Origin of the sequence: Prosthecobacter sp., assembly GCF_044222345.1 — a bacterium.
Taxonomy (GTDB): Bacteria; Verrucomicrobiota; Verrucomicrobiia; order Verrucomicrobiales; family Verrucomicrobiaceae; genus Prosthecobacter.
This window is the reverse complement of sequence record NZ_JBGANL010000007.1, coordinates 63924-88555: the sequence shown is the minus strand read 5'-3', so window position 1 is coordinate 88555 and position 24632 is coordinate 63924. Positions and strand designations below refer to the sequence as shown.

General features: G+C 61.8%; 18 protein-coding genes and 1 tRNA gene. 17 read left to right on the top strand and 2 right to left on the bottom strand.

Annotation, left to right across the window (positions count from 1 at the left end; all coding sequences use genetic code 11):
• Positions 1-25 precede the first annotated feature (25 nt).
• From ACILSL_RS06225 to ACILSL_RS06145, 17 genes are all read left to right on the top strand, one after another.
• Entirely contained in the window at positions 26-3019 is a 2994-nt protein-coding gene (locus tag ACILSL_RS06225) for a PAS domain S-box protein (protein ID WP_395731135.1), read from the top strand.
• A 127-nt stretch (positions 3020-3146) separates the two neighbouring features.
• Positions 3147-4154, top strand: coding sequence for a succinylglutamate desuccinylase/aspartoacylase family protein (locus ACILSL_RS06220; RefSeq protein ID WP_395731134.1), 1008 nt, complete (start codon positions 3147-3149; stop codon positions 4152-4154).
• A complete protein-coding gene (locus tag ACILSL_RS06215; protein ID WP_395731133.1) occupies positions 4151-5398 on the top strand; it encodes an MFS transporter in 1248 nt (415 codons plus the stop codon). Before ACILSL_RS06220 ends, ACILSL_RS06215 begins: the two co-directional genes overlap by 4 nt.
• Positions 5399-5423: 25 nt before the next feature.
• A complete protein-coding gene (locus ACILSL_RS06210) occupies positions 5424-6911 on the top strand; it encodes a sodium:solute symporter family transporter (protein WP_395731132.1) in 1488 nt (495 codons plus the stop codon).
• Positions 6912-6956: 45 nt separating this feature from the next.
• A complete protein-coding gene (locus ACILSL_RS06205; RefSeq protein WP_395731131.1) occupies positions 6957-8654 on the top strand; it encodes a family 10 glycosylhydrolase in 1698 nt (565 codons plus the stop codon).
• A 97-nt stretch (positions 8655-8751) separates the two neighbouring features.
• Positions 8752-10296 carry a N,N-dimethylformamidase beta subunit family domain-containing protein gene (locus ACILSL_RS06200; RefSeq protein ID WP_395731130.1) on the top strand — a complete coding sequence of 515 codons (1545 nt, stop codon included), beginning with the start codon at positions 8752-8754 and terminating at the stop codon, positions 10294-10296.
• Positions 10293-11213: an aminotransferase class IV gene (locus ACILSL_RS06195; protein WP_395731129.1), complete on the top strand. Its 921-nt coding sequence runs from the start codon at positions 10293-10295 to the stop codon at positions 11211-11213. The genes ACILSL_RS06200 and ACILSL_RS06195 overlap by 4 nt, the downstream gene beginning before the upstream one ends.
• Before the next feature lie 5 nt (positions 11214-11218).
• Complete coding sequence (locus tag ACILSL_RS06190) at positions 11219-13036, top strand: CocE/NonD family hydrolase (RefSeq protein WP_395731128.1); 1818 nt, start codon at positions 11219-11221, stop codon at positions 13034-13036.
• A gap of 20 nt (positions 13037-13056) precedes the next feature.
• Entirely contained in the window at positions 13057-13893 is an 837-nt protein-coding gene (locus tag ACILSL_RS06185; protein WP_395731127.1) for a glycerophosphodiester phosphodiesterase, read from the top strand.
• Positions 13890-16565, top strand: coding sequence for a PVC-type heme-binding CxxCH protein (locus ACILSL_RS06180; RefSeq protein WP_395731126.1), 2676 nt, complete (start codon positions 13890-13892; stop codon positions 16563-16565). The genes ACILSL_RS06185 and ACILSL_RS06180 overlap by 4 nt, the downstream gene beginning before the upstream one ends.
• Positions 16562-19201: a prolyl oligopeptidase family serine peptidase gene (locus ACILSL_RS06175; protein ID WP_395731125.1), complete on the top strand. Its 2640-nt coding sequence runs from the start codon at positions 16562-16564 to the stop codon at positions 19199-19201. The genes ACILSL_RS06180 and ACILSL_RS06175 overlap by 4 nt, the downstream gene beginning before the upstream one ends.
• 12 nt (positions 19202-19213) lie before the next feature.
• Complete coding sequence (locus ACILSL_RS06170) at positions 19214-20713, top strand: M81 family metallopeptidase (protein WP_395731124.1); 1500 nt, start codon at positions 19214-19216, stop codon at positions 20711-20713.
• Positions 20710-21843 carry a mandelate racemase/muconate lactonizing enzyme family protein gene (locus tag ACILSL_RS06165; RefSeq protein ID WP_395731123.1) on the top strand — a complete coding sequence of 378 codons (1134 nt, stop codon included), beginning with the start codon at positions 20710-20712 and terminating at the stop codon, positions 21841-21843. Before ACILSL_RS06170 ends, ACILSL_RS06165 begins: the two co-directional genes overlap by 4 nt.
• Before the next feature lie 125 nt (positions 21844-21968).
• Positions 21969-22319, top strand: coding sequence for a cation transporting ATPase C-terminal domain-containing protein (locus tag ACILSL_RS06160; protein WP_395731122.1), 351 nt, complete (start codon positions 21969-21971; stop codon positions 22317-22319).
• A gap of 34 nt (positions 22320-22353) precedes the next feature.
• Entirely contained in the window at positions 22354-23250 is an 897-nt protein-coding gene (locus tag ACILSL_RS06155; RefSeq protein WP_395731121.1) for a DUF6268 family outer membrane beta-barrel protein, read from the top strand.
• Positions 23251-23328: 78 nt separating this feature from the next.
• Positions 23329-23619: a PAS domain-containing protein gene (locus ACILSL_RS06150; RefSeq protein WP_395731120.1), complete on the top strand. Its 291-nt coding sequence runs from the start codon at positions 23329-23331 to the stop codon at positions 23617-23619.
• Entirely contained in the window at positions 23620-23934 is a 315-nt protein-coding gene (locus tag ACILSL_RS06145) for a hypothetical protein (RefSeq protein WP_395731119.1), read from the top strand. It abuts the gene before it with no gap.
• Positions 23935-24092: 158 nt separating this feature from the next.
• Here ACILSL_RS06145 and ACILSL_RS06140 read toward each other — a convergent pair.
• Positions 24093-24165: transfer RNA gene (locus tag ACILSL_RS06140), tRNA-Phe, on the bottom strand.
• 81 nt (positions 24166-24246) lie between these two features.
• Positions 24247-24621: a DUF423 domain-containing protein gene (locus tag ACILSL_RS06135; RefSeq protein ID WP_395731118.1), complete on the bottom strand. Its 375-nt coding sequence runs from the start codon at positions 24619-24621 to the stop codon at positions 24247-24249.
• Positions 24622-24632: the final 11 nt, after the last annotated feature.

Genomic DNA, 24632 nt, shown 5'->3' with positions numbered 1-24632 from the left:
AGAACCGGCGACTGCTTCTTTTTGCATGAAGAAATCTCCCAAGACAGCGGCCAGACGCAAAGCCAGGGCGGCTTCTCCACCACTCCCACAGGCTGGTGAATCTGCCGCCCACCCCGCGCAGCTCGCCCAGTTTTACAACCACGTGGATGCCGCCCTTTTCAGCCTCTTGGTGGGGCCGGGACAGCAGCTGACCTTCCACTTTGCCAACCGCCGTTTTCTCACCGCCGCAGGGCTGCGTTCATCGCAGATCCTCGGCAGACCGGTCGAACAATTCATTCCGCCATCCTCCTGCGCGCGCGTGTTGAGGCATTGCCGCAAGGCAATCCGCAGCCGTCAGACGGTCCGTTGGGACGAATCCTACGCCCATCCATCAGGCATCAAATACGGCAAAATTTCCGTGACTCCAATCATCGATGCCAGAGGCCGTGTGACTCACCTCTCCGGCAGCATCAATGACATCACCAAACGCCGCAATTCAGAGCTGGCCTTGCATGAAAGCGAGGAGCTCTACCGCCGCATCGTGCAAACCGCCGAAGAAGGCATCTGGACCATCGATGCCAGCTCGCTCACCGACTACGTCAACCCCAAGATGGCGAAGATGATGGGGTACAAAGCCGAGGAAATGATCGGACGACCCATCAGCGACTTCCTTGATGACGAAGGGAAATCTCTTCTGACCACCCATATCAAGAACCGGAAGAAGGGAATCTCCGCTCAGTTTGAATTCAAATACATCCGCAAAGATGGCACGCCTCTCTGGGCGTTTGTCTCCACCAATCCCATCACCAACAACAAAGGTGTCTATGTGGGGGCGATGGCGCTGCTGACGGACACTTCCGCACGCCGGGCCGCCGAGGCTGCCATGCAGGAAAGCAATGCGCAGTTCCGGGCCATCTTTGAGCAGGCAGCAGTAGGCGTCGCACTGATCGACAGCAACACCTGCCGTTTCCTCAACGTCAATCAACGGGCCTGTGACATCGCCCGGCTGACACGCAGGCAGATGATGGCCACCACCTTCATGCACATCGCCCATCCGGACGATGCTCAGGCAAACCAGGAACAAATGGAAAAGTTGAAGGCCGGCAAGATCCAGACCTTCACGATGGAGAAACGCCACCTTCATGCGGATGGCAGCATTACTTGGATCGACCTCACGGTCTCCCCCATGTGGAAAAAAGGTGAGCCCCCCTCGCGGCACATCGCCATCATGCAGGACATCACGGAACGCAAACTGGTGGAGCAGTCGCTGGCCCGGACGACTCAGATGCTGGAGCGCACCGGAGAAATGGCCAAAATCGGCGGCTGGGAGCTGGACATTGCCTCAAAGAACCTGTTCTGGTCGCTCGAAACCTGCCGGCTGTTTGAGATCGAATCCAAAACGGCTCCATCACTGAAACAAGCGATCCAGTTCTACGCCCCGAAGGAGCAGCCGGTCATCCGCGCAGCCGTGCAAGCTGCTATCGAGCACGGCACCGCCTACGATCTGGAGCTCCCGGTCCTCACCTCCAAAGGCCGTCGCTTCTGGGCGCGCACCCAGGGTTTCGCCATTCGAAAGAACGGCAAAACCGTCAAGTTGATCGGCACCTTTCAAGACATCACCGAGCACAAGCAGGCGGAGCAGGCCTTGATCGAAAGCGAGGTGCGTTTCCGCACCGTTTTCGAGCAGGCCGTCGTGGGTGTCGGCCTCGTGGATTTCACCACGGGCCGCTTTGTGGACGTCAACCGGCGCTTCTGCACCATCACAGGCAGATCTCGCAAAGAAATGCTCAAGATTGCCTTTGATGCGATCACCCACCCGGATGACCGCGCCAGGAACCATCATCTGCACAAGCAGCTCAAAGCCGCCAAGTCCTCCGAATTCCAAGTGGAGCAGCGTTATGTCCGTCCGGATGGCACGGTGGTCTGGGTGAATCTCAACGCCTCCCTCCTCAGCACCATGAGCGGCCGCCCCAACCAGCTCCTCGTCATGGTGGAGGACATCACCAGCCGCAAGCTGGCGGAGGCAAACTACCGCCGGGAGCTCGGCTTCAATGAAATCCTGGCCAGCCACACCTCGGCCATCATCATCATGCTGGACCGGCACGGTCACCTCATCCACGCCAACGAGGCAACCCTGCAAATGCTCGGTTACAAACGGAAGGATCTCATCGGCAAACCTCCGCCATGGAAATCTGACTTCATGGACCACGCCGAAAAGCTTCGCTCTCAGAAGCGCTTCAAGGAAATGCTGGCCGGCAAAAACATCGCTTCCAGGGAAGTCACGCTCATCGGCAAAGACCGCAAGCGCCATGTCGTTGCGCTTTCCAGCATCATCACCCGCACCCCCGAAGGCGCAGTGGACCGCATCATCGTCACGGGCACCGACCTGACGGAGCGCAACCGCCTGCAAAAAGAAATCCTCAAAATCTCCGAGCAGGAGCAGGCGCGTATCGGCCATAATCTGCATGACGGCGTCGGGCAGACAATGACAGGGGTGGCCAGCTTGATTGAAGCGCTCGAATTCGAACTCACCGGCGATCAGCGCCAGAGCGCCGCCCGCATTCATCATCTCATACAGGAAGCCATTCAGGAAGTCCGGCGTATGTCCCACAGCCTGTCGCCTGCATCCGTGAAAAATCGTGGCCTGGGTGGAGCCCTCCATTTGCTGGCTGAAACGATCCGCACCAATCATCGCACGGCCTGCACCTGCGAAGTCAATGCAGACATCAAAATCGAAGACTCCGAAAAAGAGACTCATATCTACCGCATCGCCCAGGAAGCGGCCAACAACGCCCTGCGCCACGGTCATCCCTCCAGAATCAAACTGTCACTCCAGCTTCTGGGTGAACACGAAGCCGTGCTGAAGATCGAAGACAACGGATCAGGCCTCGGCAAACGCGCTCACGAACATACGGGCATTGGCCTCCGCGTCATGGATTACCGGGCCAACCTCATCGACGGCAGTCTCACCATCAAATCCAGAGCGCGTGGCGGAGTCAGCGTCGTCTGCCGCTTCCCTTATGGCGACAGGCAGTCATAAACATCGAGTATTTGCTCCGCTGGCTCTGCGCCTCAAACCCAGCTTCGAAGCCTTCACCTGATGAAGGTGAAGAGCGATCCAGCGATTTAGTCCGTGAGGTCACGCCTGCTGGCTCCGTAAAGGAGAAATGGTCATCACTTCCCTCGACTTCGGCAAACCGGGCAAACAGCAGGGCTTCCTGCAGGTCCCCTACTCTCACAACCTCGGCGGCTGGGCCAACGTGATGATCCCCATCACCACCGTAGCCCATGGCAAGGGGCCGACCGTTCTCGTGCTCGGCGGCAATCATGGCGACGAATACCAAGGCCAGATCGCCGCCATGAAACTCGCGCGCGAGCTGACGCCGGAGAAGGTCACGGGTCGCATTATTCTGATCCCCTCGCTGAACCTGCCCGCAGCCCGCGCGGCGACGCGCCTCTCCCCGCTCGATGGCATGAACATGAACCGCGCCTTTCCCGGCGATGCCGAGGGGCCCGTCACCAGCCAGATCGCGCATTACCTGCGCACCGTGCTGTTTCCGCTCAGCGATGTCGTCATCGACATGCACTCCGGCGGTCGCAGCATGGAATTCGTTCCCTGCTCGCACATGCACCTCGTGCCGGACCGTGAGCAGCGCGCAAAAATGTTTGCCGCCATGCTCGCCTGGGGCACGGACTTCTGCTTCATCTACGCGGACATCGCGGGCACGGGCCTGCTGCCGGTGGAGGCGGAGAACCAGGGCAAGCTCGTCATCACCACCGAACTCGGCGGCGGCGAGTGCATCCCCGCCAGCGTGCACCGCATCACCCAAAGTGGATTGAAGAACGTGCTCGTCCACGTCGGTGCGCTCAAAGGGCGTGTGCAGCCCCGTAAAGCTCCCGCCATCATCACGCAGGCCACCAATCGTGAGGACTACATCCTCGCGCCGGAGTCCGGCATTTTTGAGGTCACTGCCGATCTCGGCGCGAAGATCAAAAAAGGCCAGACCGTCGGCCACATCCATCACATGGAGCGGCCGGACCGTGCGCCGGAACCAATCATCGCACAAAGCGCGGGTTATCTCATCACCATGCGCGCCCCCTGTCTCACCCAGCAGGGCGACTGCGTGGCAGTCATCGCCCGACAAGTCAGCGAACGCGAAGTGCTGCGCGCATGAACTCCGCATCTGCTCCGCCGAAAGCAGCGACAACCGCCATGGCGCTCGTCGCCTTCATGTGGTTCGCGTATTTCCTGAACTACTGCGACCGCCAGGCCGTGTTCGCGATGTTCCCTTCGCTCAAGACCGGCCTGAGCATGAACGACCAGCAGCTCGGCCTCGTGGGCACCGTGTTTCTCTGGGTCTATGCCATCGGCTGTCCGGTCTCCGGCTATCTCGGCGATCGTTTTTCTAAACGCCTGCTCGTGGTCCTCAGCCTCGTCGTGTGGAGTCTCATCACCATCGGCACAGGACTCGTCGCCTCCGGTGCTACGCTGCTGGCCATGCGAGCGGCCATGGGCGTCTCTGAGTCGCTCTACATGTCGAGTGCGGTGGCGCTCACAGCAGGTGCGTATCCCGCTGCGCGGCGCTCACGCGCGGTTTCGGTGCTCATGACGGGACAGATCGCCGGCACCGTGGCGGGAAGCTGGTTCGGCGGCTGGATGGCGGATCGCGGCCAGTGGCGCGGGGCCTTCTTCGCGCTCGGCGCGGTCGGCGTCCTCTATGCGATTCCTTACTTCGCATTCCTGCGTCGTGTTGAGGAGCCGCAGGCGGACCAGAGCACTACCACGGCGGGCATCACCTTCGGGTCCCTCGCCCGCTCCCGCACCTTCCTGCTGCTTTGCCTGGTGTTCCCCGTGTTCGTCTTTGGCCTCTGGCTGCTCTACGGCTGGCTCCCGGCCTTCCTGCACGATAAGTTCCGCCTCAACCAAGCCGACGCCGCCTTCAACGCCACCGTCTTCCTTCAAACCGCGACCTTTGCCGGCGTCATCGGCGGCGGCATGCTCGCCGATGCGCTTTACCATCGCATCAAAACCGCGCGCTTCTGGCTCATGGTCTGCGGCCTCGTGCTTGCCGCGCCCTGCATTCACGCGCTTGGAAACAGCGACACACTGCTCGTCACACGCATCGCAGCCACCGGCTTCGGCCTGTTCAGCGGTCTCTTCATCGCCAACATCTTCCCCGCCACCTTCGATGTCGTCTCCTCCAGCGCCCGCGCCACCGCCGTGGGCATGCTCAATTTCTTCGGTGCCCTCACCTCCGGCTTCGCCACGCTCTTTGGCGGCCTGTGGAAGCAGACGCTCGGCATCGACCGCCTGCTCTCCATCACCGCCCTCGCCTACCTCGTGGCAGGCGCCGCCCTGATCCTCGGCATCAAGTTCTTGTTTCCTCGCGATCTCGCTCAAACCCAGGTCTCGTCATGAAGTTCGCTCTCTTTTCCCACATTGCATGAGAACCTTGGACTGGCTTGTCATCGCAGGTTACGCCGTCGGCATGCTGGCCATCGGCCAGTACTTTGCGCGGCGAAACAAGACCACCGATGACTACATGCTCGGTGGCCGGCGCATGAGCCCCTTTGCGGTGGGCCTGTCGCTCTTCGCCACGCTGACGAGCGCCCTCTCCTACCTGGCGGTGCCTGGAGAGATGATCAAACACGGGCCGATGCAGCTGGCGCAGTATGCGGTGTTTCCACTGATCGGCATCGTCGTCGGGTGGGGGCTCATCCCTTTCATCATGCGGCAGCAGGCCGCCAGTGCCTATGAGATGCTGGAGCAGCGCTTCGGGCCGAGTGTGCGTTTGCTAGGCGCATCCATGTTCCTGGCAATGCGGCTGGGCTGGATGGCAACGATCCTGTATGCCACTTCTGACAAAGTCCTGGCCCCCATGCTCGGCCTCGGCCCGCAGGCAACGGTGCTCGCCAGCGTGGTCATGTGCGTCATCACGCTCATCTACACGGCGGAAGGCGGGCTGCGCGCCGTCGTCGTCACCGATGCGGTGCAGTCATTGATCATGCTCGGCGGCGCGGTGGCGGTGATCGTGATTGTCACGGTGGATCTCGGAGGTATCTCCGCATGGTGGCCGCATCAATGGGCGGCGCATTGGGATGAACCGCGCTTTGGTTTCGATTCAACCACGCGTATGACGTTCCTGGGCATGATCATGTCTTCATTCGCGTGGTTTGTCTGCACCTTCGGCTCGGATCAGATGGCGATTCAGCGCTGGCTCTCCACGCGCGATGCGCGGGCGGCCCGCAGATCCCTCTTCACCACGCTGGCTTCGGAAGCCTTGGTGGGCATCCTGCTTGGGCTGGTCGGCCTCTCACTGGTGGGGTATTTCACCCGGCATCCCGCGTTGTTCACCGAATCCGCCAGCCTCGTCACAGGCGCTGACCGGTTGTTCCCGCGCTTCGTCATAGTCGGCCTCCCTGCAGGCATGACCGGCGTGATCATCGCCGCAGTGCTCGCCGCTGCCATGTCCAGCCTTTCGTCCGGCATGAACTCCTCCTCCCTGGTCATCACCGAAGACTTCATCGTGCGCTTCCGCTCGTCGCCGCTCACTGATGCCGGCCGCATGCGGCTGGCGCGCTGGATTTCCGCCAGCATCGGCATCGCCGTGATCCTTATCAGCCTCCTCGTCAGCCGCATCGAAGGCAATCTTCTCGATGTTTGCTACCGCGCCGTGAACCTGCTCACCGCGCCGCTGTTCGTGCTCTTTTTCATGGCCATGTTCGTTCACCAGGCCACAACATTCGGCGCACTGGTGGCCGCGCTGGCCAGCGTCGCCACGGCGGTGTGCATCGCTTATGCAGGCCCTCTGGGTCTGCCCCCCGTCAGCATCATGTGGATCATGCCTGGTTCGTTTGCTGCGGGGGTTGTCTGCGGCAGCCTTGCCAGCCTGTTGCCCGTCGGTCAGGCTTCAAAGAAAACTGTGTCATGAACCGCCTGCAGTGAAGAAACCGACAGCCTGGAAGCGATTTTTCCCATGCCTTCTCCCAACCAAAACCCAGCCGCGTCTTCCCCGCTGAACCGCCGCGCGTTTCTCCACACCAGTGCCGGCGCCTTGCTCAGCGCCGGACTGCTCCAGTCTGCCCCCGCAAACACGCAGACGGTCGAATTGCCGGCCGCTCATCGCGAACTGATGCAGCAGCGTCGCCGCCGCATCGTGGTGCAGTATGATGCCAATGACACGATGTGGAGCTACTGGAAGCAAAACCGCAATGGCGACACCTCCTTCCCTCGCTTTCGCGATGCCGTATTCTCATATGCAGACGAACCGGGCAGCCAGATTGACGCCATCTGGTGGGACATCGGCGGCAGCCCGCTGGGCTGTTCCTACCCCAGCAAGATCGAGCCACCGGTGGATCATCCTCTGCTAAAGCAGTGGCTGCGTGACGGCGTGGACTGGGTCGAACAGCTCATCAATGAAACCCGCCGCCGCAAGCTGGAGGTCTTCTGGAATCACCGCATCAGCGAGGTCGAATGCCTGCCCGAAGGCGGCCTCTCGAAGCAGCCGCATCCGCTCAAGATCGCACATCCCGACTGGGTCGTTCCCGCCTCATGGTGGCCGCAGGGCATGTGGAATCTCACCGCCGCCGGACTGCGCGAACAAAAGGTGAAAATCCTGCGTGAACTGGTCACGCGCTACGATCTCGACGGTATTCAGATTGATTTCTCCCGCCACATTCCCTGCCTGCCCGTCGGTCATCAGTGGGAGCTGCGCGGGCAGGTCACGGAATTCATGCGCAGCTTACGGGTGATGCTGCTGGAGGTCACGCAGCAGCGCGGGCGTCCGCTCCTGCTGGCGGCAAAGGTGCCGCAGACTCTCGCCGGTTGCGAGATCGACGGCTTCGATGTGAAGGCCTGGGCGGAGCAGCATCTCGTCGATGTCCTCACGCTCGGTTCACGCACGATGGATGTCGATGTGGAAGGCATTCGCGCGGCGGTCGGCCATGCTGTGCAGCTTCAGCCCTGCGTGGATGATCACCACGCCACCGATGGCTATCGCTACGGCCCCATCGAGTATTTGCGCGGCGTATTTGCCAACCACCTGCATCGCGGCGCCGATAGCGTGACCACCTTCAACTGGTCCATCGGCACCGCCGCCGCCTGCCTCATCACCGGCTCAGATCCCGGCCCTCCATCACATCAGGCCGCCTACCATGAGGCGGGCACGCTGCAAACGATGGCTGGCAAGGACAAGTTCTTCGCCGTCGAACGGCGCGGCGGCTATCCCTGGGCCGACGGCTTCTTCAACCGCAATGACACAGCTCCCCTGCCCCATCCATTCACCGATGGGGTTCGCTCAGCAAAGTTCACCCTGCACATCAGCGATGCGCCGCCCGCCAGCGGTGTGAAGGCCAGCCTCACCCTGCGCTGCGTTCTGTTTCAGGCCATCGAGACGGATGTGATCGAGCTTCGCTGCAACGGCACGCTGCTCTCCGTGACGACGCGTGATCCTGAATGGAAAGACGCTCAGATTTTCTCGCCCAAACCCCAGCCCACCTCCGGCTACAAACCGCGCCCCGTGGATCCGAAACAACGCCTGCTTCGGCTCGACTGCGCCGTGCCTGTCAGCGCATGGAAGCAGGGCGTGAATGATGTGGAAATCCGCGTCTCTTCCGGGAAATCTGCCCTGAAGATCGAGAAACTGGAGGCCCATGTGAAGTATGAGCGGGCTTGATCTGTAAATATAAAACGGCGGCAGCTTCTCTCTGCCATCTGTGATCCGTCGGTCGCCATCCAAACAGTCTCAATCAATCACCACCAAAGGAGCCGCCATGAAGCCAGCACCACCAAACTCACCACGGATGAACCGCAGGCAGTTCATCGCCACGACGGGATCTCTCGCTGTGTCGGCGCAGATCGGTGCTCCATCCAGTGCATCCGCGGGCGCCGCGTCGGATGTGATCCCGCGCGAAAACGCACGTCCCGGCACACGCGACTGGATGCTGACCAAGACCGGCATCGATCCGAAGACAAAATATCGCTGCCCTTGGATCGAAGGTTACTGCTCGCGCACAAGTGTGCGCGCTGGCGGGAAGATCAGCTTTCACGTCAGCACAAATCCTCCGTCACCCTTCACGATCGATCTTTACCGCACCGGTTACTACGGCGGCACAGGAGGCAGGCATGTGTTGAGTCTCGGTTCGTTCAAAGGTGTGACACAGCCCGATCCACCCATCGGCCCGAATCGTTTGCGCGAGTGCCAGTGGGAGCCATGCACCGAACTGACCATCCCCGACGATTGGGTGAGCGGGGTCTATGTGGGCAAGCTCACGTCGGAGCGCGAGGGCTGGCAGAGCTACGTCATTTTCATCGTTCGCGATGACCGGCGTGCGGACTTTCTTTTCCAATGCTCCGACACAACCTGGCAGGCCTACAACCGCTGGCCCGACCAGTTCGCGCTCTACGACGACGGCAAGGATAAGTGGTACTGCGGCCCCGGTGTGGACGTGAGCTTCGACCGCCCATACGGCAAGTATTGCCAGATCCTCGATGCGCCCTTGTCCACCGGTTCGGGCTCGTGGTTTCTCTGGGAGTTCCCATTCGCCTACTGGATGGAGGCGCAGGGTTATGACGTGAGTTACATCTCAAATCTCGACACGCACGCAGACGCGAAGGGCCTGCTGCGCGCGAAGGGCTTTCTAAGCATCGGTCACGATGAATATTACTCGATCGAGATGTATGACCATCTCAAGGCAGCCGTCGCTGCGGGAGTAAATGCCTGCTTCTTTTCCGGCGACACCTGCTGGGGCCGCATCGATCCCCGACCATCCACGCGCGGCACGCCAAACCGCATCTTCAGCCGGATCGACGCCTTTGGCCCCTGCCTGCCTGGCGCGGACTCATGGGCGGGATCCAACAAGTTTCCCTACCAGACGCCGAGCGAGGCGGATTTGATTGGCGCACGCAATGCACCGCCCGTCACCGGCGGTGCCGCGTGGACCTGCACGCTGCCAAACCACTGGATCTTCGCGGGAACCGGCATGAAAAAAGGCGAGGGCATACCCGGCCTTGTAGGCTGGGAGTGGATGGGCATGCCCGCGGACATTCCCGGCCTCGAAGTCGTGTCCACCGGCATGACGCGCAACGGTTCCAAAGGGCCCAAGGGCGAGGGCGTTTACGCCGCGACGATCTATCCGGGTCCGAAGAAGAACATCGTTTTCAATGCCGCCACCTGCTGGTGGGGCGATGGCTTGTCCGAGCCTCCCGGCTATGTGCGGCCCAAAGTCTATACAGAGCCCAGGGGCGTGGACGTCCGCGCGCAGCGCATCACCTCAAACATCCTCGATCACATCAAACACGGCACCCACACCCCATGAACGAACCCGTCGTCTATCTGAACACTGGCTTTCTGCCGGCCTCGCAGGCCAAGCTGAACATCTATGATCTCGGCATCGTGCTCGGTGCCACGCTCACCGAGATGACCCGCACCTTCCGGCATCAGCCGTATCGCGCCATGGATCATGTGAAGCGGCTCTACCGCTCGCTGAAGTATGCCGGCATCGCGCTGCCCCTGTCACCGGAGGAGATGCTGGAAAAAACAAACGAGCTTGCTGAAACGAACTGCAAGCTGCTGCGACCGGACGAAGACCTCGGCATCGTCCATTTCGTCACCCCTGGAGAAAACGCACTTTATGCCGGCTCCGCAGGCGCTGCAGGCCCCATGACACCAACGATCTGCATTCACTCCTTCCCCCTGCGCTTCAGCATGTGGCGGCATCTCTTCACCGAGGGTGCGCACGTAGTCACGCCATCCATCCGCCACATTCCGCCGCAATGCGTGGAGCCGAAGATGAAGAACCGCAGCCGCCTGCACTGGTTCCTCGCCGACAAGCAGTCCCAGGCCGTCGATCCGCGCGCCATCACGCTGCTGCTCGATCTCGATGGCAACGTCACCGAGTGCGCCGGTTCAAACTTCGTCATCATCAAAGACAGCACCATCATCACCCCTACCACGCGGAACATCCTCTGGGGCGTCAGCCTGCAAACGGTGAAGGAGCTCGCGGCAGGCATCGGCATGCAGTTCATCGAAAAGGACTTCCAGCCCTACGATGTGATCAATGCTGACGAAGCCTGGCTCACCACCACGCCCTACTGCCTCGCCCCCTGCACCAAGATCAACAACATCCCCATCGGCACCGGCAAACCCGGCCTCTGGTTCAATACCATGCAGGCGGCCTGGAGCGAGCGCGTCGGCATGGACATCGAGACCCAGCTCATGCGGTCCGCCCTTTGAATCTCATGAAGCCCCTCCTCTTCTTCACCTTCATGCTGCTGGCTTCATACGCCGCGCTGCATGCCGAGCCCCCCAATCCCGGCCAATACTCCGCCGAAAAATTCGAGGTCAAAGCCACCCGCGGCCAAAAGGCTGCGATGCGTGATGGCGTGAAGCTGTCGGTGGATGTCGCGCAACCAAAGGCCGAAGGCCGTTTCCCCGCGATCCTGATCATCACACCTTACAGCAACAATCCCGGCTTTCAGAAACGCGCGGCATGGTTTGCGAAACGTGGCTACATCGTCGCCGTGGCGGATTCGCGGGGGCGGTTTGATTCCGAGGGCACCTGGGACCCGTTTGATCCGAAGCACAAAACCGATGGCTATGATCTGGTCGAGTGGCTCGCCTCGCGTCCGTGGTGCGATGGCAAGGTCGGCATGATGGGTCTGTCCTACATGGGCTGGGCGCAGTGGTGGACGGCCACGCAGACACCACCGTCACTGAAAGCCATCGTGCCGGAAGTCGCGCCGCCGGATGCCATGTTCAACGCGCCGTATCAAAATGGCGTGCTGGTTTCCTGGATGCTCGACTGGGGCGGTGCCAATGCGGGGCGTGTCGGGCAGACGATGGGCCCGGGGCCGTATGGTGGCTTTGCCTCCGAAGAGCGCCGCCTCGCGGACTACATGCAGCTACCCTACTTGAAGTTGAATGAACTGCGAGGCGCACTCGATGCGCCATGGTTTGAGAAATGGATTCGCGGCAACACCTCATCTGATCCCTACTGGCAGGGCATCTCTTATCAAAAGCCGGAGGAGTATGCGAAAGTCACGGTGCCATCACTCGCGGCCACCGGCTGGTTTGACGCCGACTTCCCCGGCGCTCCCATGAACTACCTCGCCATGAAGAAGCATGGCGCGACCCCGGATGCACGCCACCCACGCATGGTCATCGGCCCCTGGCAGCACATCATCAACTCCAGCCGCAAGCTCGGTGTCTTTGACTACGGCGAGCAGGCGGTCATCGACTGGGACGGCTATGTCTGCCGCTGGTTTGATCACTGGCTCAAGGGCATCGGCAACGGCGTGATGAACGACGCGCCGGTGCACGTCTTTGTTATGGGCCGCAACCAATGGTCCGCCGAGCAGGACTGGCCTCTCCCTCAGACACGCTGGACCAAGTATTACCTCCACAGCGGCGGCCACGCGAACTCCATCAGCGGCGACGGCGTGCTTGGCACCACCCCACCCGCAGCGGGAGAGCCCGCGTCCGATTCCTATGTCTATGATCCCGCCAAACCCACGCGCTCGCCCTTCACCGGCGGGCACCTGGAAAACGGTGCCGCCGACACGCGCAAGTCATCCACCGGCCCCGACGTGCTAGTTTATACGACACCGCCGCTGGAGGAGGAAGTCGAAGTCACCGGCCCCATCACCGCCAGGCTCTACGCCGCCACCTCCGCGCGCGACACCGACTGGATGGTCCGCCTCATCGACGTGCAGCCCGACGGCTTCTCCGCCATGCTTTGCGAAGGCGTCATGCGTGCCCGCCATCGCGATCCCGACCACAACGGCTCGTTCAATCCGGCGAAGCTCAGCCTCATCACGCCCGATCAGGTCCATGAATACACCATCGAGTTCTGGCGGGCGACTTCGAACGCCTTCCTGAAAGGCCACCGCATCCGCGTCGAAATCTCCAGCAGCTTCTTTCCCTATTACCTTCGCAACCTCAACACCGGCGCGGACAACATCGGCCTCGAAACCACCAGCGTCGTCGCCACGCAAAAGGTGATGCACAACACTGGCCACGCCTCCCACATCGTGCTGCCGGTGATTCCGCGTCGCTGAAGCCAGCCGCCCTTCCCTTCATGAAACCAGTATCTCTCTTTTTTCCCTGTGCCGTCCTGGCGCTATCCGCATTCGGCCTGCACCTGCACGCGCAGACTGCGCCGCTGCCGGTCCTCGTGGCCCATCGGGGTCTGGCCAGGAACGCCCCCGAGGACACCTTGCCTGCCTTTGCCACCTGTCTGGAACTCGGCATCGGCCTCGAGCTGGACATCCGCACCACCAAAGACGGACATCTGGTGGTGCTGCATGATGACACCTTGAGCCGCACCACCAATGGTGGAAACCGCTCCGTGCGCGACCTCACGCTTGCCGAATTGAAACAACTCGATGCCGGAGCGTGGTTTCTGCCGTCCTTCGCCGGCATCCGTGTGCCCACACTGGAGGAAGTCTTTGCCATGGTCAAAGAGCGCAGCCGTGGCAGCTCGCTGCTGGCCCTGGACATCAAGCACATCACCGAAGACGGCGAAAAGCAGTTGGTGGCTCTCGTGGAAAAGTTCGGCCTCATCGGGCAGTCGTATGCCTTCTCACAAAACGAGGCCTGCAGCCGCCGCTTGAAAAAGCTCAATGCCAGCTTCCGCGTCGGCCAGAACGTCAGCCGGGACTCCTTGGAGCCGGAGCTGAAGGCCGGGCTTCTCGATGTATTCATGGCGACTTTTCCGCCGACCGCCGAGCAGGTGAAAAGCCTGCATCAGCTTGGCAGGCTCGTGGTCTGCAACTTCGGCGGCGAAGCCGAGTCCCGCCGCGATCCCAAACTGTGGAGCGCCGTTCGGCAGGCGGGCATCGATGGCATGATCTCCGACTACACCCTGGAATGCCAGCACCACTGGCGTCTGGAATCCCTCTCACCAAACCAATGAAACCCATCGCCACCACCCTGGCCTCCGCCCTGGCGCTCTGCCTGCCGGGTCTTCTGCCCCTGCACGCCGCCGACCTTGTGCCCCTGAATCTTTTCACCGTGCCTGAAGGGCTTGAAGTGAAGCTCTGGGCCGCGGCGCCGCTGCTCCACAATCCCACCAGCATCGACACAGACAAGGACGGGCGGCTCTGGGTCACCGAGGGCGTGGACTACGGCGCGAAACATTACCAGACACAGCCGGGTGGCGACCGCGTCACCGTAATCGAAGACAGCGACGGCGACGGCACGGCGGACAAGAGCTGGACCTTCGTTCAGGAACCGGCCCTGCGCGCCCCCCTGGGCATTGCCGTGATCGACAACCAGGTCGTCGTCTCCATGGCTCCCAGCCTCATCGTTTACACGGACGTGAACCGAGACATGAAATTCGATCCCGCCGTGGACAGCCGTCAGGTGCTGCTCACGGGCTTCAACGGTCACAACCATGACCACGGGCTGCACTCCCTCACCGTCGGCGCGGACGGCATGTGGTACTGGAGCATGGGCAATTGCGGCGCTGTCTTCACCGACAAATCGGGCCGCACCTTCCGCATCGGCAGCCCTTACGACATCCGCTACGGCATGAAGCTCGACATGGACCCACGCGACTTCGCCGGTCAGCGCAGCGATGACGGGCACGTGTACCTCGGCGGCTTTGCCGCGCGCATGCGGCCGGATGGCTCGCAGGTAGAGATCATCGGCCACAACTTTCGCAACAGCTACGAGCACACCGTCACCTCCTTCGGCGACGTGTTTCAAAATGACAACGACGACCCGCCGGCCTGCCGCACTTCGTTCGTCATGCTGCACGGCAGTGCGGGCTACTCCTCGCCCGATGGCAGGCGCACCTGGCAGGCGGACCGTCGTCCCGGCCAGCCGGTGCCGGTGGCGGAATGGCGGCAGGAAGATCCCGGCGTCATGCCTGCGGGGGATGTCTATGGCGGCGGCGCACCGACCGGCATCGCGTTTTACGAAAACGGCGCCCTCGGCGATAAATTCGCGGGCCTGCTGCTGAGCTGTGAAGCCGGCCGCAATTCGATCTTCGGCTATCTGCCCAAACCCGATGGCGCAGGTTTCGCCCTCGAACGCTTCCCCTTCCTCGCGAGCAATCCGGGGCAGGCCGTCAATAGCTCGGACTTCGGCAGCAGGAGGGAGCAGCCTGCCGAGGAAAAATTCTCCTTCCGCCCCTCGGATGTCGTCGTCGGTGCGGACGGCGCGGTCTATGTCAGCGACTGGTTTGATCCGGTCGTCGGCGGCGGGCACAAATACCTCGATGAGGCCGCTGCGGGTGCCGTCTATCGCATTGCCCCCAAGGGCTTCAAACCGCGCGTGCCAAAGCTCGATCTCGGCACCAGCGAGGGCCAGGCCGCTGCGCTGCACAGTCCCGCGGTGCATGTGCGTGCCGCCGCTGCGGCTAGGCTGCGTGCGCAGGGCGCGGCCGCCATCCCCGCCGTCACGCAATGTCTGAAGGATGACAATGCTTTCATCCGCGCACGCGCTGCCTGGGTGCTGGCCGATCTGGGGGCGGAAGCCCGCGCCGCAGTCACCGCGCTGCTCGACGATGCAGACCCGCAGATGCGCGTCGCGGCGTTTCGCGCGCTGCGCCAGCAGCATGCGGACGTGCCCGGGCTCGCCGCGCGTCTCGCTCAGGATCCCTCGCCCGCCATGCGGCGAGAGGTGGCGCTGTCGCTGCGCGATGTCCCGCTCGCGCAGGCGCGCAGCATTATCGTGACTCTCGCGCAAAGCTGCGCTGCGGACGACCGCACGGCCATCGAAGCCTTCGGTATCGGCTGCACGGGCAAGGAGGCCGCTGTGTTCGATGCGGTGGCGGCCGTCATGGGCGGGGCCGATCCGCTCCAGTGGACTCCCGCCTTCGCCCGCATCGCCTGGCGTTTGCACCCGCCTCAGGTGGTGGCTGCGCTGGAGACACGCGCGCTTGCCGCCACACTCCCCCTCTCAGACCGCCGTGCCGCGCTCGTCGCTCTCGGTTGCATTCCATCAAACGAAGCGGCGCACGCGATGGCCAATGTCGCGGCACAGGCCGGCGACCCATTGAAATCCGACGCCGTCTGGTGGTTGCTCAATCGCAAGGACGACCAGTGGAAGCAAGCCGGCCTCGCCGAGCGCCTGAAACGCGATGGCATCTACGACCCCGATAAAGTGCAGCTTGTCGGAATCCAGGTCCCCCCTCAGCCTCCGGCCAGGCTCCCTCCCGTCAGCGACATTCTCCGGCTGAAGGGAGATGCAAAGCGCGGCCAGCAGTTTGCCGCCGCCTGCCTCATGTGCCACCACATCAAGGATCAGGGCGTAGACTACGGCCCGGACATCACCGCCTACGCCAGGATGCAGCCCTCCGAAGTCGTGCTCCGCGCCATGATCGAACCCTCGGCAGATATCTCCCACGGCTTCGAAGGCAGCGACACGCTCACCAAGGATGGCAAACACATCCACGGCATGACGCTTTCCAGCGGCGATCCGTTGATCATCCGCTCCCAGGGCGGCATGACGCAGATGGTGCCCGCCGCTCAAATTCAGTCCACCAAGCCTCTCGGTCGCTCGCTCATGCTCTCCGCCGAGCAGCTCGGCCTCGGCGCACAGGAGATCGCCGATGTGCTCGCCTATTTGAAATCACTATGAAGCAGGCTCTTCTCATCCCCGCCATCCTCGCGCTGGCCCTCACCGCCATGCGCGCCGCAGAGCCGCTGGACATCGCCTTCACATCCACCCACGACGGCACGAAGCAGCGCTACGTGGAGCTGCTGCCGGACTCCTTTGAGCCCATGCAGGCGCATGACGTGCTGATCGCATTTCACGGCCACGGCTCCGACCGCTGGCAGTTCATCAAGGACCCGCGCGGCGAATGCAAAGGCCTGCGCGATGTGGCCGAAAAGTATGGTCTGATCTTTGTCTCGCCCGATTACCGTGCCAAAACTTCATGGATGGGCCCCGCAGCGGAGGCCGACGTGGCACAAATCATTGGCGAACTGAAGAAGCGCCATCATGTGAACCGCGTCTTCATCGCCGGCGGCTCCATGGGCGGCACGGCGGTACTGACCTTTGCCGCCCTGCATCCGGATCTCGTGGCCGGCGTGTGCAGCCTCAACGGCATCGCGAACCTCGTGGAGTATGACAAGTTCCAGGACGCACGCACCGCTTCCTATGGTGGCTCCAAAACAGAGAAGCCTGACGAATACAAGAAACGCAGCGCCGAATTCTGGCCGGAAAAATTCACCATGCCGGCGGCATTCACCACGGGCGGCAAGGATGACGTGGTGCCGCCTCAGAGCACTTTGCGACTCGTGGAAAAGTTAAAGCAATCCAAGCGCAAGGTGCTGAGCATTCACCGCGATGCAGGCGGACACTCGACCACTTACGAAGACACTGTGACGGCGATAGAGTTCGTTCTCCGCGAAGCAGGTTCGCTGACGTTTGAGCAGAAAGCTTCTTGGGTGGCGCAATTATCCACCGCTCCGGTGATCAAACGCTCCAACGAAGAACGCGAGCGTTTGAACGCTGACATCGGCATCTTCTCCGCAGGCGTGGGCCACGCACTCTCCTTTGACACCGCCTTTTCACCGACGGACATCCGGCTGATCGAACGAGCCGTGGAGCGCAACGCAGAGCGGTCCGTCTCTTCGACGGCTCCATGGACCACCAAGCACGGCAAAGTCATTCGCGGCTTCGTCTCCGCCATCGACGGCTCGGCGCAGCCCTATGGCGTGATCATTCCGAAGAGCTACGATGGCACCAAACCCATTCGGCTCGATGTGGTGCTGCACGGCAGCTCCAAACCCGTCGGCATGAGCGAGCTGAAATTCATCAGCCGTTTCGATGAAGGCGATGAAGAAAAAGGCAGCGCACCCGATGTGGACTACATCGAGCTGCATCCGCTCGGCCGCGTGGAAAACTGCTACCGCTGGGCAGGCGAAACGGATGTGTTTGAAGCCATCGAGGCCGTCTGCCGGAACTACAAGATCGACCGCGACCGCATCGTGTTGCGCGGCATGTCCATGGGCGCTTCAGGCACCTGGCACCTCGGCTTGAAGCACCCGGACCGCTTCGTCGCCATCGGGCCCTATTGCGGTTACGTGGACACGCATCGCTTCTCGGAGACGCCCATCCCCGGCTTCATCAAGGTCGGCCCGCTGCCGCCGCATCAGGAAATCGGCCTGCACATGCTCGACTCCGTGGACTATGCGGCCAATGCCACCATGGTGCCCGAGATCGCCTGCATCGGAGACAAGGACACCTTCTTCCAGGCGCACGTCATCATGGGCGAGGCCTTCGCCAAGGAGGGCGTGCCATTCACCAATCTCATCTCCCAGGGCACCGGGCACGTCATTGATCCCAAGACGCACGCCGAGCAGATGCGCCGCATCGCTGAATACGCCGCCAAGGGCCTCAATCATGATCCGCAGCAGCTCCGCTTCGTCACCTGGACGCTCAAATACAACCGCTGCCACTGGCTCGAACTCCTCAGCCTTGGCAGACACTACGAACGCGCCGAGTTCCGTGCCAGCGTGACCGCCGATGCCATCGAAGTCAGCGAAGTCCGCAACATCACCCGCTTCGCCATTCATCGTCCCTTGAAGTCGATACGCATCGCCGGTGCCAATATCACCCTGCCACCCCACGCAGCCACCGAAGCTCTCGTCTTCACCAAGACCGGCGACTCCTGGCGCTGCGATAGCCCGCGCAAAGAGATCAGGCTCACCGGCAAGCAGCCCGGCCTGCAAGGTCCCATCGACGACGCCTTCGCCACGCCCTTCCTCTGCGTGCGCGGCACCGGCAAGCCCTGGAATCCCGCCATCAACACCTGGGCCGCCGCCGAACTGAAACGCTTCGAGTACGAATGGGCGCGCTACATGCGCGGCCCCCTGCCCGTGAAGGACGACACCGAAGTCACCGAGGCCGACGTGCGCGACAAAAACCTCATCCTCTTCGGAGATCCCGGCAGCAATTCATGGATCGCCAAGGCACTGCCGCAGCTTCCGCTCACATGGACACGCGAAGAGCTTCGGCTTGGCGCTGAAGCGCAGTCCGCCCAAGAGCATACACCCGCCTTCATCACCGCCAGCCCGCTGGCACCAAACCGCTACCTCGTCATCAACAGCGGCCACACTTTTCATGAGAAGGAATTCGCCGCCTTCAACTACCTGCTCTTCCCACGCCTCGGCGACTGGGCCTTGATCAAGGTCGGCGAGGACGAAAAAATCATCCGTGCCGGATACTTTGATGAGGAATGGCGGAAGGCTGGCCTTGTTGCACCGTAGAATAGCATTCTCATGCCACGAATTCTCATCGCTGAATGCAAACAGGAAGTCTCCACCTTCAATCCCTTCTTGAGCGGATACGACGACTTCACGCTCCGTCACGGTCAGTCCATTCTCGACTACCATCGCCAGGTCCGCAGTGAAGTCGGCGGAGCCTTGAGTGTGTTCGATGTGACCCCCGGCGTGGAACTCGTCCCCACCTGCAGCGCGCATTTCATCACCTCCGGCGGAACACTTGCGGATGCGGCCTTTGAGCGCATCGCGGCTGAACTCCTCTCCAGCATCAAGGCGGCACCACCCGTGGACGGCATTTACTTTTCCCTCCATGGCGCGATGGCGACGCAGAGCAATGCTGATCCCGAAGGCTGGCTGCTGCAGCAGACGCGCAAGATCGTCGGCGAGCAGGTGCCCATCGTTATCTCCCTCGATCTCCACGGCATCCTCACCGACCTCATGCTGGAGCAGAGCGATGCCGCCGTGGCCTTTCACACCTATCCCCATGTCGATTTCTTCAGCACGGGCGAGCGCTCCGCGCGCCTGCTGCTGCGCATCCTTGCGGGTGAAGTAAAACCCGTCACCGCCAAGGTACGCGTGCCCGCCCTCGTCCGTGGCGATGAACTCATCACCGCCTCCGGCTCCATTCGTCACGCAGTAAATGCGGCGATGCAGATCGAGCAAAGCGCAGGCGGACTCTCGGCGGCCATGATGTGGGGCAATCCCTTCACCGACGTTCCCGCCCTCGCATCCAACAGCTTTGTCGTGACAGACAACGATCCCGCCCTCGCAGAACGCGAAGCCTTGCGCATCGCCAGCCTGTTCTGGGAGCACCACGAAAAAATGCAGGTGCCCCTCACCAGCCTCGCCGATGCCGCGCGTCAGAGCAAGGAAAACGCCGCCGGCACCGTCGTGCTCGTGGATGCCGCAGACGCCACGAGCTCCGGTGCCTCCGGCGACAGCAATGCGATCCTTCGCGCCCTGCTCGACGCAGGCTATGCAGGCACCGCCCTGATCCCCATCGTCGATCCCGATGCGGTAGACGCAGCCTTCCGCGCCGGTGTGGGCAATGAAGTCAAAACCACCGTCGGCGGCGCGCTGGATGCCGGCCGCTTCACGCCATTGCCCATTGAGGGGCGCGTGCGCATGCTCTCAGACGGCTGGTTCCACAGCGAAACCACACGCGAGCTCTGGCAGGCCGGACCCACCGCCGTGATTCAGACCGGCAGCATCACGCTCATCGTCACCACCCGCGCAGTCAGCCTCTATGATCGCGCCCTGTTCCTCGCACACGGCTGCGATCCCCGGCACTTCGGCGCCGTCGTGGTGAAGTCGCCGCAATGCGAACGCCACATGTTCAAAGACTGGGCCGCGCTCTACATCGATGTCGATGCACCCGGCTCCACCAGTGCCAATCTCCGCAGCCTCGGCCACACCCGCTGCGCACGCCCCATCTTCCCGCTCGATCCCGAAGTCCCCTTTCAACCCCAGGCCAAACTTTTCCAACGTCACCCATGAAAATCCGAGAAATCCGCTGCGCAGGTTTGCGCGGAGCCACCCCCGAAGGCGGCTGGAGCAACGAACTCCGCCCTGAAGACTGCGTCCACACTCTCATCGCCGTGCACACCGATGAAGGTGCCATCGGCCTCGGCAGCGTCTTCACCAACGATGCCCTCGTGCGTTCCGCGCTGGCCGTGCTGGAGCCGCTCTATCGCGGCGAGAACGCCCTCGAACCCGAGCGCGTGAGCGAGAAGCTGCATCAAAACATGTTCTGGCTCGGTCGCGGTGGTTCCATCACCCACACCATCAGCGGCATCGACATCGCCCTGTGGGATCTCCTTGGCAAAGCCACCGGGCAGCCCGTTGGCCGCCTGCTCGGCGGTCGCTACCGCGAGCGCGTGCAGCCCTATGCCTCGCTCCTCATGGACGAGCCCGAAAAGCTGCGCGACCATCTTCTCAAAGTGAAAGCCCAGGGCTTCCGCGCCTTCAAAATCGGCTGGGGTCCTTTTGGCCGGCGCAATGCCGCCACCGACGAAGCCATCGTCCACGCCGCACGCGAAGCCGTGGGCCCGGACAGCAAGCTCATGGTCGATGCCGGTGGCAGCGACGCCCATTGGACCAACGGCTACAAGTGGGCGCTCAACACCGCCAAAATGCTCGCCGATTACGACGTGCACTGGTTTGAAGAAGCCCTCACGCCCGACTCGCTTGAAGACTTCGCCAAGCTCCGCGAGCACTCCCCCGTGCAGATCAGCGGCGGCGAGGTCCTCACGCGCCGCCAGGCCTTCCAGCCCTTCCTCGAAGCACGCGCGTTCGACATCATCCAGCCCGACGTCACCAAAGTCGGCGGCATCAGCGAAGAGCGCCGCATCGCCTGGATGGCGCAGGAGCACGGCGTGCAGTTCATCCCTCACGGCTGGAACACCGCCGTCGGCCTCGCCGCAGATCTCCATCTCGCCTCCGCCTTCCCCGGCACCGATCTTGTGGAATACCTCACCGGCTCACCCTTCATCGACGAAATCACCCTCGGCGGCTGGAATCTCGATGCCGACGGCATGCTAGCCATCCCCACCACTCCAGGCCTCGGTCTCGAACTCGATCCCGACGTCGTGAAAAAATACACCGGCGGAGAGAAACTGCTGGAGTGAGGCTCCCGTTCTTTGCCGCCGCGCATCATCCATCTGCAAAATAAATAGCTCCTCACGCGCGGCAGCCCCCCCTTTGAGGGCTAGAATGGGGGGACTACATCGACCGCGGTCCCAAGGTTCGCGAGGTGCTCGTCACCGTGCGCGCCATGGTCGAGGCCGGTGATGCCCTAGCCAGCATCGCGCAAACACGCACCGCCGTGGTGAACATGGTCGTCGCTGTCGCCAGCGCCTATCTCATCAACTGCCGCAGCCTCCGGCACAGTGTGCTCTCGCTAGGTTTTTTCACGAATCCGCGAATGCTGCAAGGCATTGCACTCACCGGCTTCCTCCAGCTGGTCTTCACGTACGCTCCGGTGATGAACCGCTTGCTCCATACTGCGCCGATTGATGCAACCGCCTGGCTGCGCATTCTTGGCGTGGCTGTTGCAGCGCTCGTGGTGGTGGAGCTCGAGAAAAAGATCCGATGCATGCGATGAAGCGTACTCCGTCAGCAATCCACCCCTCCCCCCAATGAAAAAGCACCTCACAATCCTCTTCTTCGCCTCCACACTGACCCTCTCAGCACAAACCGAGCCTGCCGCCGCAGCTCGCTCGGTGGATCTAATTGATCCGGCCGCGTTTGGCTTTGGAAGACCGGGCTACATGGTGGACACGACCTTTATCGACACGCAGGACTTTGCGAACCGGCCAGGTGGCCTCGATTTCATGGAGGTGCGAACCATTCTGCCTCTGTGGACGAAGAAGGTGAACTCGCTGCGCATGAGCGCCTCGCTGAGCTACAATCTAAGCGAGCTGGACTTCAATGGCTTCCTCGGCTTGCAACGTGAGACACTGCACACGCTGGAGGCGCAGCTAAGCCTCTTCTGGCGGCCAGAGCAGTCGCGCTGGTGGGGCCTGGGCTTTGTGACGCCGGGCATCGGCACGGATTTCCAAGGCGTGTCATGGGATGACTTTGAAGTCTCCGGCCTCGGGCTGCTCGGGTATCGTTTCACAGACAGCTTCAGCCTCGCGGGCGGCCTCTTCGCGCAATACGGCGCGCAGGAGGGCATGATCGTTCCCGCACTCGGTTTCATCTGGAAGCCGGGGCCCTTCATCGTGCAGGTCACGCCGCCGTTTGTTGTGTTCGGCTGGCGTGCCACGGATCGCGTGACGCTGAGCCTCAGCGCCTATCCGAGCGGCGGTTCGTGGGATGTCGAAGACCCAGCGGTGAATCGTGTGGAACTGAATGGCTGGCAGACCGCCGCCTCGGTGATTTATCAGGCCACGGACCGCTTTTCGATCTCCATGCGAGTCGGTATGAATGTCGGAGGCGAGCTTGAGTTGCGCGACACCAACAATAATGTGCTTGCCAATGAAACGCTCGAGTCCGCGCCCTTCAGTGCGCTAAACCTGCGCTGGCAGTTCTGATTCGGTTCCTATGCGTTTATGACTCCCCCCTCCCAGATCCGCTCACGCGGCATCACGCAGCAAAACGTGGAATGACGCATGTTTATCCGCCTGCTGGAGGCTGCGCCGAATGGATTTGTCATCCTTGATGGGCAAGGTCTCGTGTGGATGGCGAATGCGCGAGCGGAAAGCCTTTTCGGCATCCCGCGCAAGACGATGATCGGCACCGGATTCGAGGTGCTGCTCGCCGTTAGGGAAAGACATCGCTTTGGTGAAGTGCGGAAGGACTTTTTGACAAACCCAGAGCAAGCTGAGCGATTTCGTGGCATGGAGCTGGCGGGGCTGCGCAAAGACAGAAGCGAGTTCCCGATGGAGATCAGCCTCAGCTAGGTGGAGACGCCCGAGGGGACACTCATCCTCATCGGCATCACGGACATCACCGAGCGCAAAACCGCCGAACAGACAATCCGTACGCTCAATGCCGAACTGGAGCAACGTGTGCAGCAACGCACTGCGGAGCTGATGGAGCAGCTTGTGGCGCGGCGGCAGCTTGAAGAGGAAATTTTGCATATCAGCGAACGCAAACAGCGCCGCATCGGCCAGGACTTGCATGATAATGTGGGCCAGCAGCCTCCAGAGCGTCTTGCGCTTGGACTGACCTTGTCACCATCCGAGCGCCGCTTGCCCTGCCGATATTCGGCCTGATATTTCTTCATCTGCTCCGCCCTCGCGACTGCATCTTTGATCGGCATACCGTTACTTTAACCAAATTCCAAACTGCTGAACTATCCGCTGAACTCCACGCCATAAAAAAAGGCGGAACGTGTGTTCCGCCTCCATTTTCAACAGTTTCAAACAAAAGGTGGCTCGGGACGGAATCGAACCGCCGACACGGGGATTTTCAATCCCCTGCTCTACCGACTGAGCTACCGAGCCTCTGTTTGAAGGGCCGGTATAGGAGCAAGCTCCCATCACCGCGCAACGTGTTTTTCACGTGTCGCGCAGATTACTTAGCACTTATTTTCCTTTCGCCGACATCGCGATCAAAAGCCAGGCGCCCATGAAGCTCAATCCGCCCAGTGGAGTGACGGCTCCCAGCCATTTCATGCCGGTGTAGGCAAGCACGTAAAGCGAGCCGCTGAACAGCAGAATGCCCACGAAAAAAAGACGCCAGGCCCAGACCATGATCGGCTTGCTGCTGGCCAGCAGCGTGAGCAGCAGGAGCACCACCGCATGCGGCAGGTGGTACTGCACTGCAGTCTCCCAATGGGCGAGCTCTCCAGCAGCCACGAGTTTATCATGCACCTGCCCATGGGCGCCCGAAGCCCCCAAAGCGATGGCGAGGAAGCCCATGAGGGCGGAAAGGCGAAGGCGGAAAGGATCTGGCTGCATAAGGGGGGGGA